At 73.3% G+C, this 16,177-nt stretch carries 16 protein-coding genes; 8 read left to right on the plus strand and 8 right to left on the minus strand.

All coding sequences use genetic code 11. The features are described from left to right. Nucleotides 1-142: 142 nt before the first annotated feature. Together AB0E05_RS11710 and AB0E05_RS11715 are read left to right on the plus strand one after the other, a co-directional pair. A complete protein-coding gene (locus AB0E05_RS11710) occupies nucleotides 143-1,228 on the plus strand; it encodes an NlpC/P60 family protein (protein WP_361962078.1) in 1,086 nt (361 codons plus the stop codon). 345 nt (nucleotides 1,229-1,573) lie between these two features. Beyond that, entirely contained in the window at nucleotides 1,574-2,878 is a 1,305-nt protein-coding gene (locus AB0E05_RS11715) for a fused response regulator/phosphatase (RefSeq protein WP_361961909.1), read from the plus strand. Between the two features lie 113 nt (nucleotides 2,879-2,991). On the opposite strand, the gene AB0E05_RS11720 is transcribed toward AB0E05_RS11715, so the two are convergent. The 3 genes from AB0E05_RS11720 to AB0E05_RS11730 form a co-directional block, all read right to left on the minus strand. Next, nucleotides 2,992-3,330: a DUF2516 family protein gene (locus AB0E05_RS11720; protein ID WP_361961911.1), complete on the minus strand. Its 339-nt coding sequence runs from the start codon at nucleotides 3,328-3,330 to the stop codon at nucleotides 2,992-2,994. 133 nt (nucleotides 3,331-3,463) lie between these two features. Beyond that, nucleotides 3,464-4,180, minus strand: a complete 717-nt coding sequence (locus tag AB0E05_RS11725; protein WP_361961913.1) for a hypothetical protein — start codon at nucleotides 4,178-4,180, stop codon at nucleotides 3,464-3,466. A gap of 22 nt (nucleotides 4,181-4,202) precedes the next feature. Further along, complete coding sequence (locus AB0E05_RS11730; RefSeq protein WP_361961915.1) at nucleotides 4,203-4,607, minus strand: helix-turn-helix transcriptional regulator; 405 nt, start codon at nucleotides 4,605-4,607, stop codon at nucleotides 4,203-4,205. A 165-nt stretch (nucleotides 4,608-4,772) separates the two neighbouring features. Here AB0E05_RS11730 and AB0E05_RS11735 point away from each other — a divergent pair, with 165 nt between their 5' ends. Continuing rightward, nucleotides 4,773-5,843 carry a MerR family transcriptional regulator gene (locus AB0E05_RS11735; RefSeq protein WP_361961917.1) on the plus strand — a complete coding sequence of 357 codons (1,071 nt, stop codon included), beginning with the start codon at nucleotides 4,773-4,775 and terminating at the stop codon, nucleotides 5,841-5,843. Between the two features lie 33 nt (nucleotides 5,844-5,876). Here the strand turns inward: AB0E05_RS11735 and AB0E05_RS11740 are convergent, their stop codons facing one another. Then, complete coding sequence (locus AB0E05_RS11740; RefSeq protein ID WP_361961919.1) at nucleotides 5,877-7,628, minus strand: protein kinase; 1,752 nt, start codon at nucleotides 7,626-7,628, stop codon at nucleotides 5,877-5,879. A gap of 143 nt (nucleotides 7,629-7,771) precedes the next feature. Between AB0E05_RS11740 and AB0E05_RS11745 the strand changes: the two genes are divergently transcribed. Further along, nucleotides 7,772-8,884 carry an ABC transporter substrate-binding protein gene (locus AB0E05_RS11745; RefSeq protein ID WP_361961921.1) on the plus strand — a complete coding sequence of 371 codons (1,113 nt, stop codon included), beginning with the start codon at nucleotides 7,772-7,774 and terminating at the stop codon, nucleotides 8,882-8,884. A gap of 38 nt (nucleotides 8,885-8,922) precedes the next feature. Here the strand turns inward: AB0E05_RS11745 and AB0E05_RS11750 are convergent, their stop codons facing one another. Further along, a complete protein-coding gene (locus AB0E05_RS11750; protein ID WP_361961923.1) occupies nucleotides 8,923-9,294 on the minus strand; it encodes a VOC family protein in 372 nt (123 codons plus the stop codon). 142 nt (nucleotides 9,295-9,436) lie between these two features. Here AB0E05_RS11750 and AB0E05_RS11755 point away from each other — a divergent pair, with 142 nt between their 5' ends. Together AB0E05_RS11755 and AB0E05_RS11760 are read left to right on the plus strand one after the other, a co-directional pair. Further along, nucleotides 9,437-9,856 (plus strand): helix-turn-helix transcriptional regulator, encoded by a 420-nt coding sequence (locus tag AB0E05_RS11755; protein ID WP_361962080.1) that lies wholly within the window; start codon nucleotides 9,437-9,439, stop codon nucleotides 9,854-9,856. A gap of 10 nt (nucleotides 9,857-9,866) precedes the next feature. Beyond that, nucleotides 9,867-10,280, plus strand: a complete 414-nt coding sequence (locus tag AB0E05_RS11760; protein ID WP_361961925.1) for a VOC family protein — start codon at nucleotides 9,867-9,869, stop codon at nucleotides 10,278-10,280. 149 nt (nucleotides 10,281-10,429) lie between these two features. On the opposite strand, the gene AB0E05_RS11765 is transcribed toward AB0E05_RS11760, so the two are convergent. The 3 genes from AB0E05_RS11765 to AB0E05_RS11775 all read right to left on the minus strand — a co-directional run bounded on the left by AB0E05_RS11765 (nucleotide 10,430) and on the right by AB0E05_RS11775 (nucleotide 14,283). Next, on the minus strand, nucleotides 10,430-12,652 hold the full coding sequence (locus AB0E05_RS11765; protein WP_361961927.1) for an AAA family ATPase: 2,223 nt from the start codon (nucleotides 12,650-12,652) through the stop codon (nucleotides 10,430-10,432). Nucleotides 12,653-12,694: 42 nt separating this feature from the next. Then, a complete protein-coding gene (locus AB0E05_RS11770; protein WP_361962082.1) occupies nucleotides 12,695-13,324 on the minus strand; it encodes a TetR family transcriptional regulator in 630 nt (209 codons plus the stop codon). 140 nt (nucleotides 13,325-13,464) lie between these two features. Further along, entirely contained in the window at nucleotides 13,465-14,283 is an 819-nt protein-coding gene (locus tag AB0E05_RS11775) for a TetR/AcrR family transcriptional regulator (RefSeq protein ID WP_361961929.1), read from the minus strand. A 140-nt stretch (nucleotides 14,284-14,423) separates the two neighbouring features. On the opposite strand from AB0E05_RS11775, the gene AB0E05_RS11780 reads away from it, so the two are divergent. Beyond that, nucleotides 14,424-15,422, plus strand: coding sequence for an ATP-binding cassette domain-containing protein (locus AB0E05_RS11780; protein ID WP_361961931.1), 999 nt, complete (start codon nucleotides 14,424-14,426; stop codon nucleotides 15,420-15,422). Next, complete coding sequence (locus AB0E05_RS11785; RefSeq protein ID WP_361961933.1) at nucleotides 15,415-16,173, plus strand: ABC transporter permease; 759 nt, start codon at nucleotides 15,415-15,417, stop codon at nucleotides 16,171-16,173. The genes AB0E05_RS11780 and AB0E05_RS11785 overlap by 8 nt, the downstream gene beginning before the upstream one ends. The last annotated feature ends 4 nt before the right edge of the window (nucleotides 16,174-16,177 follow it).

Genomic DNA, 16,177 nt, shown 5'->3' on the forward strand with positions numbered 1-16,177 from the left:
CGGGGCGACTCGGGCGGCCCGCGGCTGCGCGGGCGGCCTTCCGTACGACCCTGTCGCTTTGAAGTCCACCGTGGCACCATCGCCGCAGCAGCGAGAAGTTACTGACGGTAAATCAGATTTCTGGGGAGCTGGAGGAGGGGGAATCGTGAAGCGCCACTGTGTCGCCGCAGCGATCGCTCTGGTCTGCGCCGTGACCGCGCTGGCCGTGCCGGGGACGGCCTTCGCCGCGCCGTCCGCACCGGCTGCGCCCGCCGCGCCCGTGCCACCGGGTGCCTCCCAGCCGCAGCAGACCCTGGAGCAGATCCGGCTGGAGATAGAGGGTCTGTATCACCAGGCGGTGTCCGCGACGGACGCGTACAACCTCGCCGAGGACCAGGTCCAACGCCAGTCGACGGAGATCGTCAAGCTCGGCCAGGAGGCCGCGAAGGCGCAGGACCGCATCGACGACCTCAAGCAGCGGGCCGGCGCCACCGCCCGTGCGCAGTACCGGGGCGGCGGGCTGCCCCCCGAGGCGCAGTTGCTGCTCACCAGCGATCCCCAGCTCTTCCTGGACGGCGCGAACCGGTTCCGGCAGGGCCAGAAGGCGACGAAGGACCTGCTGCGGGAGATGGAGCAGACCCAGCAGGAGCTGGACTCGTACGCGCGGGACGCCAGCACCCAGTGGCGGAAGCTGGAGGAGAACCGCCTCAAGCAGGCGAAGGCGCGCAAGGAGATAGCGGCGAAGATCGCCGCGGCGGAGAAGATCGAGGCCCGGCTGAAGAAGGAGGAGAAGGCGCGCCTCCTCGTCCTCGAACAGGAAGCGGCGCAGCGCGCCCAGGCGTCCTGGCTGGCGTCCGGCGCCCTCAAGGACGCGAAGGGCGCGAAGGGCGCCGCCACCGAGCAGGGCAAGAAGGCCGTCGCGTTCGCCACGGCGCAGGTGGGCAAGCCGTACGAGTGGGGCGCGGAGGGCCCGGGATCGTACGACTGCTCGGGGCTGACCTCGAAGGCGTGGGAGGCGGCCGGGATCACCGTCCCGCGCACCTCGCAGGAGCAGTGGCGACAGCTGCCCAAGGTGGACGTCAAGGACATGCGGCCGGGCGACCTGATCATTTACCACGCGGACGCGAGCCACGTGGGGATGTACATCGGCGACGGCGCGATAGTCCACTCACCCCGCCCCGGCCGCACGGTGACGATCACCGGCGCGGGGGCGAACAAGATCCTCGGCGTGGTCCGCCCGGGCGGCTGACGGCAGGGCGGCCGAGGGCGGGACAGGCGGGGGCGGGACGGGCGGCCGGGCCCGCGGGTGCGGGCTGCTCGGAGCGCAGGGGCGGCGCGCGTTCCGACACGGCGTCGCGCGGGGTCGCGCGGGCGGTGCGCGTGGCGGGGCGTGGCGGTGGATCACCCTCCGTGGCGACGGCGTGATGTTCGTCATGGCCGGACCGCCAACTGCCGGTCCGTACCGGGCCAATGGGACCCACCTCGCCCCGATTGCCATTCCGCTCCCGCCACGGCTAACGCTATGGTCCCCGTCTGGCGGGTCGGCGATCGGCGCCCCCGTCGCGCCCTCGGGGGAGGGAAAGGAAACCGACCCATGTCCGTACCCGTACCGCGACAGAGGAACGCCTCCGTCTCGGAGAACAGCGCCGCCGCGGCGCCCGCCGGCGGCACGCCGGACGCGCCCGCCGGCAGCGGGCTCTCCGACGGAGACCTCACGCTCCTCGTGATCGAGGACGACCCCACGGGCACCTTCACCGTCCCCGAGCTGACCGAGTCCGCGGGCGGCACCGCCACGCGCGTGCGCATCCGCACCGCCCGCAACCTCACCGAGGCCGAACGCCTCCTCACCGACGACGTGCACTGCGTCCTGCTCGACCTCGCGCTGCCCACCGGTTCGGGGTCCGGTTCCGGCGTCCAGGATGGGGACGACGGGCTCGGCACGCTCCGGCACGTGCTCCAGATCGCGCCCCGTCAGGCCGTCCTCGCGCTGACCACCTCCACCGACGCGCCGCGCGCCGCCGAGGCCGTACGGCTGGGCGCACAGGACCACCTCTTCCGGGACGAGCTCGACGGACGGCTGCTGAGCCGTACGGTCCGCTACGCCGTGGAGCGCAAGCGCGCCGACACCGCGCAGAGGAAGCTCGCCGAGTCCCGGCTGCGGGCCGAGGAGAACTCCCGGCTGGAGCGCGGGCTGCTGCCCACCCCCCTCCTGGAGGGGGCGGACCTCCGCTTCGCCGCGCGCTACCGCCCCGGCCGCTCCCGAGCCCTGCTCGGCGGCGACTTCTACGACACCGTCCGCACCCCGGACGGCACGGTCCACGCGATGATCGGCGACGTCTGCGGCCACGGCCCGGACGAGGCCGCGCTCGGCGTGGAGCTGCGGATCGCCTGGCGGGCGCTGACCTTCGCCGGGCTCTGCGGTGACGAGCTGCTCTCCACGCTCCAGCGGGTCCTGGAGCACGAGCGGGAGAGCGAGGAGATCTTCGCGACGCTCTGCACGGTCGACATCGCGCCGGACGGGCGCCGCGCCGGGGTCTGCCTCGCGGGCCACCCGGCGCCGCTGCTCATCCGCGGCGGCCAGGCGACGCAGCTCCTGCCGTACCAGAGCGGGAGCCCGGCGCTCGGGCTGCTGCCGCGGGCCCGCTGGCCGCGCCGCCAGGTCGAGCTGGGCGGTGCCTGGTCCCTGATGATGTACACGGACGGGCTGATCGAGGGCCGTACGGGCCCGGGCGAGAAGCAGCGGCTGGGCCAGGAGGGCCTTCAGCGGATGATCACCCGACAGCTCTCCGCGGGGCTGGAGGGCGAGGCACTGCTGGAGTCGGCGGTGGCCCGGGTGCGCAAGCTGAACGGCGGCGAGCTGACGGACGACATGGCCGTCCTGCTGCTGAGCAGGGGCTGAGCGGACGCCGGGGCTGACCTGGCGCAGGGGCTGACCTGGCGCAGGCGGCACGTGCAGGCGCGGAGGCAAGCGCGGGCGCACGGGATGACCGGGGCCGCGGGGCCCCGGTGCCGCTACCTGCCGCCGTTGTACGGCCCGTACGGACCGTCGCTGCTGGAGCCGCCGCGGCGCTTGCCGCCGCCCGTGACCTGCCGGAGCGCCGGCCGCACGTCCACGAAGAAGACGATCGTGGCGATCAGGCCGATGATCGACAGGAAGAGGATCGGGATCAGCAGGTTCACCAGGACGGTGACGCCCAGGATGATCAGCCAGAAGGGCTTGGTCTTCTTGTCGGCCGCCCGGTAGGCGTCCTCGCGGGCCAGGGCGGCCATGATGAGCGCGACCACGGACGTGCCCGTGAAGAGCAGGAAGAGGAAGTACGACAGGGAGGTCTCGAAGCCTTCGCGCAACATGCTGGTGGCACCGCCTAGGTGTGTGGATGGGAGCGCCCTCGCCAGCAACGGTACCTGGCGCGAACGGAGAACGAACCGGACGCCTCAAAGGTGCCCGGCCCGCTCCTGACTACACCCCTGCCGCTCCGTGCGCTCACTTCTCCTTGGCGGGCGGGGTGGACTTCTTCGCCGCCGCGGGCTTGCGCGCGGCGGGCGCCCGGCGCGGCGCCGGGGCGGTCTTCCGCGCGGCCGGCTTGGGCGCGGCCTTGGGCTCCGTCTGGACCTTGGCCTCGGCCTTCGGCTCCGCCTTGGTCGCGGTCTTCGGCGCGGCCTTCGCGTCGGTCCTCGTCTGCTGCGTCCGCGGCTGCGCCTTCGGCCGGGCGACCGGCTCGGGCTCGACGGCGACCGCGATCTCGGTGATCTCCTCGGCGGCATCGCCGCGCCAGGTCCGCACGGTCTGCTCGCCGTGCTCGGCGACCCGCTCGTAGGTCTCGCGGGCCCTCACCGCGTACTCCGCGGCGACGCCGACCCCGCGCAGCGCCAGGTCCTGGGCGGTCTCCCCGAGCTTCTTCAGATCGGTGTCGAACCCGCCGACCACCTCGGTGAACTTCGCCGAGACGGTGGCCTGGGCCTCCTTGGCCTGGTCGGCCACCTTGTCCTGGACGACCTTGGGGTCGGTGTTGCGCAGGTCGTTCAGGTCGTTGCGCAGCCCCTCGAAGCGCCCCGGCGCGTCGGCGGCGATCTGCTCCAGCAGCGCGGGCACCTTGCGGGCCTGCTGCACGGCGAGGTCGGCGGTGCCGGCGGCGAAGTAGAGGGGCGTGGGGTCGCTGAGGTTCTTGCGCAGTTCGCGCAGGTCATCGGTGATGGACATGTGGTGGTCCTCCCGGACGCGTTCAGTCGGTGGTGGTGTCCGTCGCGGCTGGGTCGGCGGCAGGCGGGCCCTCCGGGACCTCGAACCCGTTCTCCTTGCGGAAGGACTCGTAGATCTGGAGCAGTACGGCCTTCTGCCGCTCGTTTATGGAGGGGTCGGCCGTGATGACCGCCCTGGTCTCCAGCTCGTCCCGGTCCCGCTCGTCCAGGATCCCGGCGCGCACGTACAGCGTCTCGGCGGAGATCCGCAGGGCCTTCGCGACCTGCTGCAGCACCTCCGCGCTCGGCTTGCGCAGCCCGCGCTCGATCTGACTCAGATACGGATTGGACACCCCGGCGGCATCGGCGAGCTGCCGCAACGAGAGCTGCGCGTTGCGCCGCTGCTCGCGCAGGTACTCCCCGAGGTTGCCGACGTTGAGCGATGCCATGCCACGATCGTGCACCCGCCTGCTAACTATTGCAAGCAAGTGCTTGCAAAAGTGTGCCACGCCACTCGCGGCACGGCCGCCGGTGTCCTTGGTTGACCTTCCCCCTGGGGGAGCCCACAGCATCGACGGGGCCGGGCGACGTGCCCGGTACGAGGAGGGACGAGCATGGGGTTGCTGACCATCGGGACGTTCGCGAAGGCGTCCCGGCTGTCACCGAAGGCGCTGCGGCTCTACGACGAGCTCGGTCTGCTGCCCCCCGCCCGCGTCGACCCGGTGACCGGCTACCGGCACTACGCCCCCGAGCAGTTGGAGCAGGCCAGGCTGGTCTGCTGGCTGCGCCACCTGGGGATGCCGCTGGCCCGTATCCAGCACGTCTGCACGCTGGATGCAGCCACGGCGGCCCAGGAGGTGCGCGCGTACTGGGAGCAGGTCGAGGCCGAGACCGCCGCGCGGCGGGACCTCGCCTCCTTCCTCGTAGGACACCTGTCGTGGAAGGACCCCACCATGTCGTCGACCGCCACGCCCCTGGGCATCCGTTACGCCGCCCGCTCCGACGCAGGTCTGGTGCGCGAGAGCAATCGGGACACCGCTTACGCGGGATCCCGGCTGCTCGCGGTAGCCGACGGCTACGGCAGCGCAGGAGCCCCCGCGAGCGCCGCCGCCGTCGACGCGCTCAAGCGTCTCGAAGCCGACGGCGTACCGACGGGCGATCTCCTCAACCACCTCGCGGACGCCCTCGAAGGGGCCCGGCGGGCGGTCGCCGGAGCCGCGGAAGTCGCCGACGAGGCCGGCACCACGCTCACCGCGATGTTCTGGACGGGCTCCCAGCTCGCCCTGGTCCACATCGGCGACTCCCGCGGCTATCTCCTGCGTGACGGAGAGCTGTTCCAGATCACCCATGACCACACCCTGGTCCAGTCGATGCTCGACGAAGGCCGCATCACCCCGGAGGAGGCCGCCTCCCACCCCCAACGGTCCCTGTTGGCACGGGCGCTGGGCCGAGGAGCCGACTCCACCCCCGACCTGCTCCTGCACGACGCCCGGCGGGAGGACCGCTATCTGCTCTGTTCCGACGGCCTGTCGACCGTCGTGCCCGGTGAGGAGATCCGTCGAGTGCTCTGCGACATCGGCGAACCCGAGCGGGCGGTCCGCGAACTCATCGCGCTCGCCAACGGCTCCGGCGGCCCCGACAACGTCAGTTGCGTGGTCGCCGACGTCGTGGAACTGCGGGTGTAGGGACGCGCGGCGGCCTTCGCGGCCGGCGCCTGCTCACTTGCCGAAGTCGGTCCAGTCGGGGAGCGGTTTGGGGTGCTCCACGACGGAGTCGGCGTAACCGTCGTTGTCGTTGGCCACGCGGATCTTCATGTAGCGGGCTTCGGACAGCACCCAGTACTCGTTCGTCTGGTCCGGGACGTCGATCACGGCGTCGATCTTGTCGGAGAAGTCGCCGTGATCGGTGAAGGTATCCCATTCGCTGAGCGATGACGGCCCCTGGACCAGTTCGCCGCCCGCCGCGCTCTTGTTGACCTCGGCACGGATGTAGCGGTTCCCGGCGAACACCCAGAACTGGTCGGGATCGTCGGGGGCGGGCATCACGGCGTCGATGCCGTCGAGGAAGTCGACCTCGCCCCCGAACGCCTCCGACCAGTCCTTGAGCGGCTTTGGCCCCTCCACCAGCTCGTCGTCGAGTTCTTCGTTGATGCGGATCCGAACGTACTCGGCGCCGGAGAACACCCAGTACTCGTTCCCGGCCCTCGGGACGGGGAGCACCGCGTCGATGCGGTCGCGAAAGCCCGGTCCCTCGAAGGCGGTCCAGTACTCGCCCGTCGGGGAGGCCGCGGTCAGGTTCCCGTGGAAGGGGCCGCTCTTGCCGGGTGCGTCGACCTCGACGTGGTCGTCGTCGGAGAACAGCCACCGGATCGCGGCACCACCGGTGGCCGGGTTGGACGGGTAGGTCAGCGCCGCGTCGACCCGGGTCGGGGGGCCCGAGGACACGGGGGGAGCCGACTCGGACTCCCGCGTTCCGGTGGACGGCTTCGCATCCGCCCCGGACGCCCCGGACGAGGAATCGTCGTCGCCGAGGCGGTCCACCAGGACTCCCGTGATGCCTGCGGCGACGAGGAGGAGGGCGGCCGACAGGGCGACACGGCGCAGGGCGGGTCGGCGGCGGACGGGCAGCATGGCCGTCCGGCCCGGGCCGTCGGCCGCCACGGCCCGGAGCACCTGGGCGGCTTCGGCGGAGGACGGCCGTTGGGCGGGGTCCTTGCGCAGCAGGGCGTCGAGCAGGTTCCCCAGCGGCCCCGCGTTCGGCGGGATCTCCGGTCGCTGGTGCGCCACGGCATGCAGCATGCCGACGGCTTCCGGGCGGGCGAACGGCGATCGGCCCGTCAGCAGCGCGCACAGGGTGCAGCCCAGGGAGAACAGGTCGCTGGCCGGCCCGACGGGCTCGTCCTTGAGCCGCTCCGGGGCCAGGAACGGCAGCGAACCGACGACGCGGCCGGACGTGGTGAGCGACTCCGCGTCCGCCAACGCGACGATCCCGAAGTCACAGAGGACGGCGCTGCCGTCGGCGCGCAGCAGGATGTTGGCCGGCTTGACGTCGCGGTGCAGTACGCCGACGGCGTGCACCGCGTCCAGCGCGGCGACGACCTGGAGCCCGATCTCGGCGGCGCGGGTCGGCGTCACCGGGCCGGCGGCGGCGACGTGGTCGGCCAGGGAGGGGCCGTCGACCAGCTCCATCACCAGCCACAGGCGGTCGTCCTCGTGGACGAGGTCGTGGATGTCCACCACGTTGTGGTGGGAGATCTGCGCGATGGCCCGCGCCTCCCGCACGGCCCGCCGCTGCCGTACCGCGCCTTCCTCACCCGTGGCCTGGAGGGGGACCTCCTTGACCGCGACGGTGCGTTGCAGGAGCTGATCCGTTCCGCGCCAGACGGTGCCCATGCCGCCGCGGCCGATGCGGGCACCCAGTAAGTAGCGGTCCGCAATGATCCGCTGGGCATGTTCGTTGGTGGCAGACACCCGGTCACCGTATCCAACCCCGTTCCACGGGTGGGGAAAACGCCATCCACGGGGACGTGCCGGCGTTGACGGCGGCGCGCAGCTGCGCGAGGGCCTGAAGGCAGGCGGATATTCGGTTGCCGACCGTGGTCGCGGTGGGTGCAATGACCCGCATGGTGACCCAGGTGCGCCCGCCGCAGCGGGACGAGTTGGACGCGTCCGTACGGATCGGCGCTCTCGTGCCGCTGACCCGGCCCGGCTGGGTCGAGGCGGGGCGGCATCTGCTCGCCGGGCTCGAACTGGGCGTGCGGGACGTCAACGGAGCCGGCGGAATCGGCGGGGCCGGCGGAGTGGGCGGTCGGCCGCTCGAACTGGTCGTCCGCGACACCGCCGCGGATCCGCAGCGGGCCGCGGAGGCGGTGGACGAGCTGGCCCGGCTGGGCGTGGCCGCCGTCGCGGGCGAGTACCACAGCGTCGTCGCGCGCGCCGTCGCCGCGCGGGCCGACGCCCTCGGGGTGCCGTTCCTCTGCTCGTCGGCGGTGCTCGACGCGCTCACCGAGGAGCCGACGGAGCAGGTCGCGCGCATCGCCCCGGCGCAGTCCCACGGCTGGCGGACGTACGCGGACTTCCTCGTCGGCGCGGGCCACCGCCACATCGCCGTGGTGACCCAGCCGAGCGTCTACTGGGCCTCCGGGACCCGGATCCTGCGGGAACACCTCGCGCCGCGCGGCGGCAGCGTCGTCGAACTCGACGCGGGTGCGCTCTCCCCCGCGGCGGTGTGCGACGCTCTCGTCGACAGCCGTGCGACGGCCCTGCTCCTCCTGGTCGGCCACCCGGAGCCGGCGGTACCGATCGTCCGGTCCGTGCGGCGCGACGAACGTCTCGCCGCGCTCCTGATCGGCGCACCGGCCGGACAACCCGAGTTCGCCGAATGGGCAGCGCTGCTGGGCGCCGACGGCGCCGCCGTCCCGTTCCTGCGCTATCTGCCCGAACGCCTCGGCCCGCTCGGCGCCCGCGTCGAGACGGCCCTGCGCGAACGGCTGTCCGCGGCACCCTCGTTCGTCGCCTTCGAGGGGTACGACACGATCGCCGTGCTCGCCGAAGCACTGCGCACCGGGGAGCCCTGGCCGCGCGTCGCCGTCGAGGGCACCCGCGGCCGGATCGCGTTCTCCCGCCCGCCGGGCACCGGCGTGTGGCAGTGGGCCTGGCCCCCGGTCCAGGTCGTCGACCGCGACCCGACGGCGCCGGACCGCTTCCGGGTCCTGCACACCGGCTGACGCAGCGCCGAAGCCCCCGGCCGTTCGCCCGCGTCCGGTCAGCCCCGGACGATGCAGAACGGGTGCCCGGCCGGATCGGTGAGGACCCGCCACCTGTCCTCGTGCGGCTGGTGGTCCGGCTTCCCCGCACCCAGCGCCAGCAGCCGGGCCTCCGCCTCGTCCAGGTGCTCCTCCACCGTGAAGCAGAGGTGCAGCTGCTGGGGAACGCCCTGGTCGGGCCAGCTCGGAGCCCGGTGGTCCGCGACCCGCTGAAAGCCGATGTAGACACCGTCCGGGCCGTCGAGGCCGGCGAAGTCGGCGTTCGACTTCGGATGGGGTGCCAGGCCCGTGGCCCGCCGGTAGAAGTCCGCGAGGGCCAGCGGGTCGGAACAGTCGAGTGTGATCGCGCGCAGCCTCATGCACGGGAGCATGCCACTGCGGGCCGCGACCGGTCAGCGGACGTCAGACACCCGGGACGTCCCCGTGCATCCCCGACGTTTCCAGCGCTCCGTGCTCTCCTGGAGGCTTTGCCCGGCTCCACGAGCCGTGGGTACCGTGCTCGGTGTGTCCCGAGTGCCGATCCCCGACCTCGTCCGGCTGCGCAAGGCGCGCGACCGGATGGACCGCGACTACGCGAAGCCGCTGGACGTGCCCGCGCTGGCGCGGGGCGCGCTGATGTCGCCCGGGCACTTCTCGCGCAGCTTCCGCGCCGCTTTCGGCGACACCCCGTACAACTACCTCATGACCCGCCGGATCGAGCGGGCGAAGGCGCTGCTGCGGCGCGGGGACCTGTCGGTGACCGAGGTCTGCATGGAGGTGGGGTGTACGTCGCTGGGGTCGTTCAGCTCGCGCTTCACCGAGCTGGTCGGGGAGAGCCCGAGCACCTACCGGGCCCGGGACCATGGCGACGGCGCGGACATCCCCGCGTGCCTCGCCAAGATCTACACCCGACCGGTCAGGAACGGAGAAGCGAAACCTCCCGCAGGTCCGTAGCGTGACGGACATGGACATCACCATTGGACAGTGCTTCATCGCCGTCGACGACCACGACAAGGCGCTCGGCTTCTACCGGGACGCCATCGGACTCGAAGTCCGCAACGACGTGGGGTTCGAGGGCATGCGTTGGGTGACCCTCGGCTCGCCCTCCCAGCCGGACGTGGAGATCGTCCTGGAGCCGCCGCTGGCGGACCCGAACGCCTCTCCGGCCGACCGGCAGGCCGTGGCCGAGCTGATGGCGAAGGGCCTGCTGCGCGGCGTGATCTTCCGTACGACCGACTGCGACGCGACGTTCGAGCAGATCCGCGCCGCGGGCGGCGAGGTGGTCCAGGAGCCGATCGACCAGCCGTACGGCGTACGGGACTGCGCCTTCCGCGACCCGGCGGGGAACCTGCTGCGGTTCACCCAGCCGCGGCCGTAGGTGCTGCCTCCCCTGGGCCTCCTCAGCGGGCTCAGGGACGCGCTGACCTGCGCGGCTAGGCGGAGGTTGGCCGGCGAGCCGAACGCGTCCGTGCCCGTCACCTGAGGCGTGAACGGGCCGGACGCGACGGCGCAGGGCGCTGCTGCTGCTCACCGGCCTTCGGCCCGTTCCTCCAGGGGCGGGCCGGAAGCCGTCAGGGCGGGTGGCAGTGGGCGGACGTGCAGCACGTCCAGCCGGGCCACGGCGCGGGTCAACACCACATAGAGCCGGTGGAGTCCGCGCTCCTCCGCCGCCGCGATGGCCGCGGGCTCGGCCACGACCACGTGGTCGTACTCCAGGCCCTTGGCCAGGGCGGCGGGCAGGACGGTCACCCGGGCGGTGAGCGCCGCCCCCTCGGCGGCGACGGCGGTGGCGGTGGCGACTGCACCGTCGGCGAGGTCGGTGAGGTCGGCGGTCTCGATGCCCGCGTCCCTCAGCGCGGCCCGCAGCAGCGCGGTGGCGGGCGCGTCCGCGATCACCCCGATCGAGCCCTCCCGGCCGAGTGCCCTGCGCACCGCGTCGACCGTCGCCGCCGCCAGGTCGTCGACCCGTCGGACCGTCAGCTCGCCGTCGCTGCGGAGCGAACGGCCCGCGGGCACGTCGACGTCGAGGGCGTCCAACAGCCCGTTCGCCAGCTCCACCACGGCCGCCGGCACCCGGAACCCGGTCGTCAGCGGAACGACGGCGGCGTCCGCCTTGCCGAGGTGGGCCAGCTGCTCGGGCCAGGCGCGGGCCGCCCAGGGGGTGGTGCCCTGGGCGAGGTCGCCGAGGACGGTCAGCGAGCCGAAGTCCGCGCGGCGGGCGATGGCCCGGCACTGCATCGGCGAGAGGTCCTGGGCCTCGTCGACCACGATGTGCCCGTACCCCTGGGGGCGTTCGACGAGGCCGGCGATCTCGTCGAGGAGGACGAGGTCGGCCCCGCTCCAGCGGGCGGAGCGGAACGAGCGCGGCGGCGTGCGCCAGCGGAGGGCGTCCTGCTCGGCGGGGGTGAGCGCGGCGTCGACCGGGTCGGTGAGGAACGCGGCCAGCACCTCCTCGGGCGCGACCTTCGGCCAGGCCGCGTCCAGGAAGGCGGCAACCGGCCGGGACCGCCCGATCCGCTGCGTCCACGAGGCGCTCTTGGGGTCGGCGCGGCGCTCCGCCTGGAGCTGGAGGTGCCGTACGACGCGGGCCCGGACCCGCTCGCGCCCGATCGCGTACGGCGGCGCTTCGGCGTGCACCTCGGCCACGATCCGCGCCAGGTCGGCGGCCGGCACCCGCCAGCGGTACGACCCTTCGGGGACGGTCAGCGGGACAGCCGTGTCGGCGGGGACGGCGACCCGGGCGTACAGCGCGCGGCGCAGCACGTCCGCCATGCGGGCGTCGTGCTTCAGGGCCGCCACGGCAGGGGTGTCGTCGGCCCGGACCTCGTGGCGGGCGACCTCCTCCTCCACGGTCGACTGGCGCACCCCGGTCTCGCCCAGCGCGGGCAGCACCTGCGCGATGTAGGAGAGGAAGGTGCGGTTGGGCCCGAGGACCAGCAGTCCGCCGCGGTGGACGCGCTGGGGGTGGGTGTAGAGGAGATACGCGGCGCGGTGCAGACCGACCGCGGTCTTGCCGGTGCCGGGGGCGCCCTGGACGCACAGGGAGTCGGCGAGCGGGGAGCGGACCAGATCGTCCTGGTCGGGCTGGATGGTGGCGGCGATGTCGCGCATGGGGCCGACCCGGGGGCGTTCGATCTCGTCGGCCACGATCGCGCTGGTCGTACGCATCGGCTCCGAACCCGGCGACGTCAACGAGGCGGACGCGCCCCCTGAGGTCGGTGCGGACGGCGCCGGCGCGGTGCGCAGGTGCTCGTCCTCGAAGCCGGTCAGATCGCTGGACTCGCCCTTGCTGAACGGTGCCCAGCCGAAGCGGCGGCGCACCGCGACGCCCTGGGGGTCCCGGGCGGTCGCCTGGTAGAAGGCGCGGGAGACCGGCGCGCGCCAGTCGATCACCAGCGGCGGCGGGAGCGCGCCCGGCTCCGCCGCGGCGTCCGGTCGGGCCGGCTCGGTGATGCGGCGGCGGCCGAGGTGATAGCGCTGCGCCCGGTGCTCCCCCGCGCTGGCGTCGGCGGCGAAGTCGAGCCGGCCGAAGAAGAGCGGGCCGTCCGGCTCTTCGCGCATCTCCTTGGCGCGGCTGCGCAACTGCCGGCCGAGGACCTCCGCGTCGGCTCCGGAGGCGAAGGCGTGCTCCCCGATGACGACCTGCTGCGCCGCGTCCTCGACCATGCCGTGCAGCGCGGCGCGGCAGGCGTCGTGGTGGGCGCGTTCGAACTCCAGGGCACGGCTGAGGGCATCGTCGGGCTGCTTCATGCCACCCACGATAAAGGCAACCAGGTATCTTTTTTGACTCGGTTACGAGATATGTCGAGGAAACCACTCGTCGCTGACGAGCGCGCTCAGCCCGGCGGCGAGTTGGTCGAAGGCCAGGTCGACGGCGGTCCGGGCCCCCGGGCGCACGTCGGCCGCGCTCTCCCCGGCCTCGATCCGCCGCCAGTTCTCCTCGGCGAGGATCCGCAGCACGGCCACGATCTGGCCCGCGGCCAGCCGCCCCGCCGTGCCGCCACCCAGGGCACCGGCCAGCGCCTCCTCCGAGCGCCGCTGGTAGGCGTGCATGCGGGCAACCAGGCTGGGCGTCCCGTACAGCAGTCGCAGGTACGCCAGCACCTGCGGCGCGTCGCTGACGCCGGTGACCGGGTCGTAGCGCTCCAGGCCGTCGAGGACGTGCCGGCGCAACGCGTCCAGCGGCGAGACGCCCGGCGGCCGGCCGCTCACCACGCGCGCCGCCTCGTCCTCGTGGTCGGCGAACCGGTGCAGCGCCAGGTCCTCCTTCGTCGGGAAGTACCGGAAGAGGGTCGGCTTCGACACGTCGGCGGCGGCGGCTACCTCGGCGACGGAGACGGCGTCGAAGCCCTTGGCGAGGAAGAGCGCGATCGCGGCGTCGGAGAGGGCGCGGCGGGTGCGTTCCTTCTTGCGCTCGCGCAGCCCGCCCGTACGCGCAGGCGCCTGTCCACCCGCACGCGAAGCCTGCCCGCCCGAAGCCGCAGGCGCCTGCCCATCCGCGCCCGAAGCCGCGGAAGGCGCCCGTTCGCGAGGGCCGTCCGCACCAGAAGGCCCGCCCGCGCTCACTCCCGCACCTCCTTCGCCTGCCCCGAGACCACGCCGCGCTCGCGCCTCAGTTCCTCCACTCCGTCCAGGATCCGGCCCAGGCCGAACCTGAAGTCGTAGTCCGGATCGTCGCCCTCAAGGAACATCCCGGACCGGAGCAGCCGCGTCACCGACGGGTGCCGCTCGGGGTCGGCCAGCAGTTCCAGCGTGGCGACGTACCGGCGCATGAACGCCTCGGGGTCTCCGCCGCCGTTCGCGATCGCCACCCCCAGGTCGACCGCGACCATCGACTCGTGCCGGACGAAGCCGTTGATCAGCATGATCACCGAGAGCCGGTCGCCGTCGTCCAGCCCGGTCCCCTCCAGCGCCACGAGCCCGCTCTCCCACCAGGCGACCGAGTGGGGCGTGGCGGGCGGCCCCGAGATCGGGATCTGGAGGACCCACGGGTTGCCGCGGAAGCGGTCGCGCTGGGCGGCGGCCCAGGCGGTGACCGCCTCGCGCCAGTCGGTGCCGGGCGGGGGCGGCGGGGGCGCCGGGCCCACCGCGACCTCCTGCATCAGCAGATACAGATCGCTCTTGGCGGCCACGTACCGGTAGAGCGACATCGTCGAGACGCCCAACTCCTTGGCCACCCGCCCCATGGAGACCGCGCCGAGCCCTTCCGCCGCCGCGAGGTCGACGGCCGCGGCGACGATCCGGTCCACGCCGATGCCGGGCTTGGGCCCCTTGGAGGGGCGTTCCCGCAGGCCCCAGGCGGCCTCGACGCTGGCGGGCAGCGCGGTGCCGTCGTCGCGACCTCCGCCGCCGCGCCCCGCGCCCTCACCGTCGTTCGTCACTCGCCCTCACCGTCCGCCCTCTCGTGCCGCCCGGTCGGCCGTCGACGTCGCGCCGCCCGGTCCCGCTTGACGCCCATCCTAGTAATGCGTAACCCTTACACAGTAGTGCGTATGACATACGCAGAAGGGAGTTCGCCGCCATGGAGACACCGCCGGCCATCACGGCCACCGGCCTGGCCAAGAAGTACGGGAACCTCACCGTCCTCGACGGAGTGGACCTAGAGGTCGCCCGGGGCACGGTCTTCGCCCTGCTCGGCCCCAACGGAGCGGGCAAGACGACGACCGTGCGCATCCTCACCACACTCACCGCGGCGGACGCCGGAACGGCCGTCGTCGCCGGCCACGACGTGGCCGCCGAGCGCTCGAAGGTCCGCCGGGCCATCAGCCTCACCGGCCAGTACGCCGCGGTCGACGAGAAGCAGACCGGTGCGGAGAACCTGCGGATGATGGCCAGGTTGCGCGGCCTGTCGCGCCCCGCAGCCGCCCGCAGCACCTCCGCGCTCCTCGAACGCTTCGACCTCACCCGCGCGGCCGGCCGCCTCGTCGGCACCTACTCCGGCGGGATGCGCCGCCGGCTCGACCTCGCCGCCTCCCTCGTCGGCGACCCCGAAGTGGTCTTCCTCGACGAGCCGACGACCGGCCTCGACCCGCGCAGCCGCGCCGAGCTGTGGACGGTGGTGCGGGAGCTGTCCGCGGGCGGTACGACGGTCTTCCTCACCACCCAGTACCTGGAGGAGGCCGACCGGCTCGCGCACCGCATCGCGCTGGTCGACGGCGGCCGGATCGTGGCCGACGGCACCGCGCAGCAGCTGAAGGCCCGCGTCGGCGGCCACCGCCTCGAACTGGTCCTCGCCGACGCCGCCGCCTTCGTGCGCACCGCGCACCGGCTGACGGCCCACGGGGACGCGCCGGTCCACCAGTCGCCCCAGGAACTCACCGTGTCCCTGCCGACCGACGGCACCGCGGCCTCCGTCCGCGCCCTGCTGGACCGGGCCGACCCGGACGGCGCCGACGTCGTCCGCTTCGCCCTGCACGAGGCCACCCTCGACGACGTCTTCTTCGCCCTCACCGGCACCGGCACACCGGGCGCCGCGGACCGCACCCACAGCACCCCGGGCAAGGAGCCCTCACATGTCTGACGTCCTCGTCCGCACCACGACCATGGCCGGCCGCGCCATCCGCCTCAGCCGGCGCAACGTCGACGCCGTCATCACCGCCATGGCCCTGCCGGTGATGCTGATGATCGTCTTCGTCTACCTCTTCGGCGGCGCGATCCAGACCGACGCCCCGGAGTACCTCACCTACGTCGTCCCCGGCGTCCTCGTCGTCTGCGCCTGCTTCGGCGCCGCCAACACCGCCGTCGCCGTCTCCGACGACATGCAGGGCGGCATCATGGACCGCTTCCGCTCGCTCGACATCGGCGGCGGCTCCGTGCTCGCCGGCCACGTCGCCGCCAGCGTGCTGCGCAACCTCGCCGCCACCGCCGTCGTCTTCGGCGTCGCCCTGCTCATCGGCTTCCGCCCCGACGCCTCCGCCACGGGCTGGCTCGCCGCCCTCGGCCTGCTGGTGACCTTCCTGATCGCGATCTCGTGGCTCTCCGCCGCGATCGGCCTGCTCGCCCGCACCCCGGAGGCAGCCGGCGGCTTCACCTTCTTCATGACCTTCCTGCCCTACCCGAGCAGCGCCTTCGTCCCCATCGAGTCGATGCCCGACTGGCTCCACGGCTTCGCCGACCACCAGCCGATCACACCGCTCATCGAGTCCCTGCGCGCGCTGCTCCTCTCCCAGTCCACCGGCAGCGCGCCCTGGACGGCGCTCGCGTGGTGCGCGGGGATCCTGGCGGTGTCGATGGCCGCGTCGGGCGCGCTCTTCCGGGCCCGTACGAAGTAGGACG

Origin of the sequence: Streptomyces sp. NPDC048057 (assembly GCF_040653095.1) — a bacterium.
Lineage (GTDB): Bacteria > Actinomycetota > Actinomycetes > Streptomycetales > Streptomycetaceae > Streptomyces.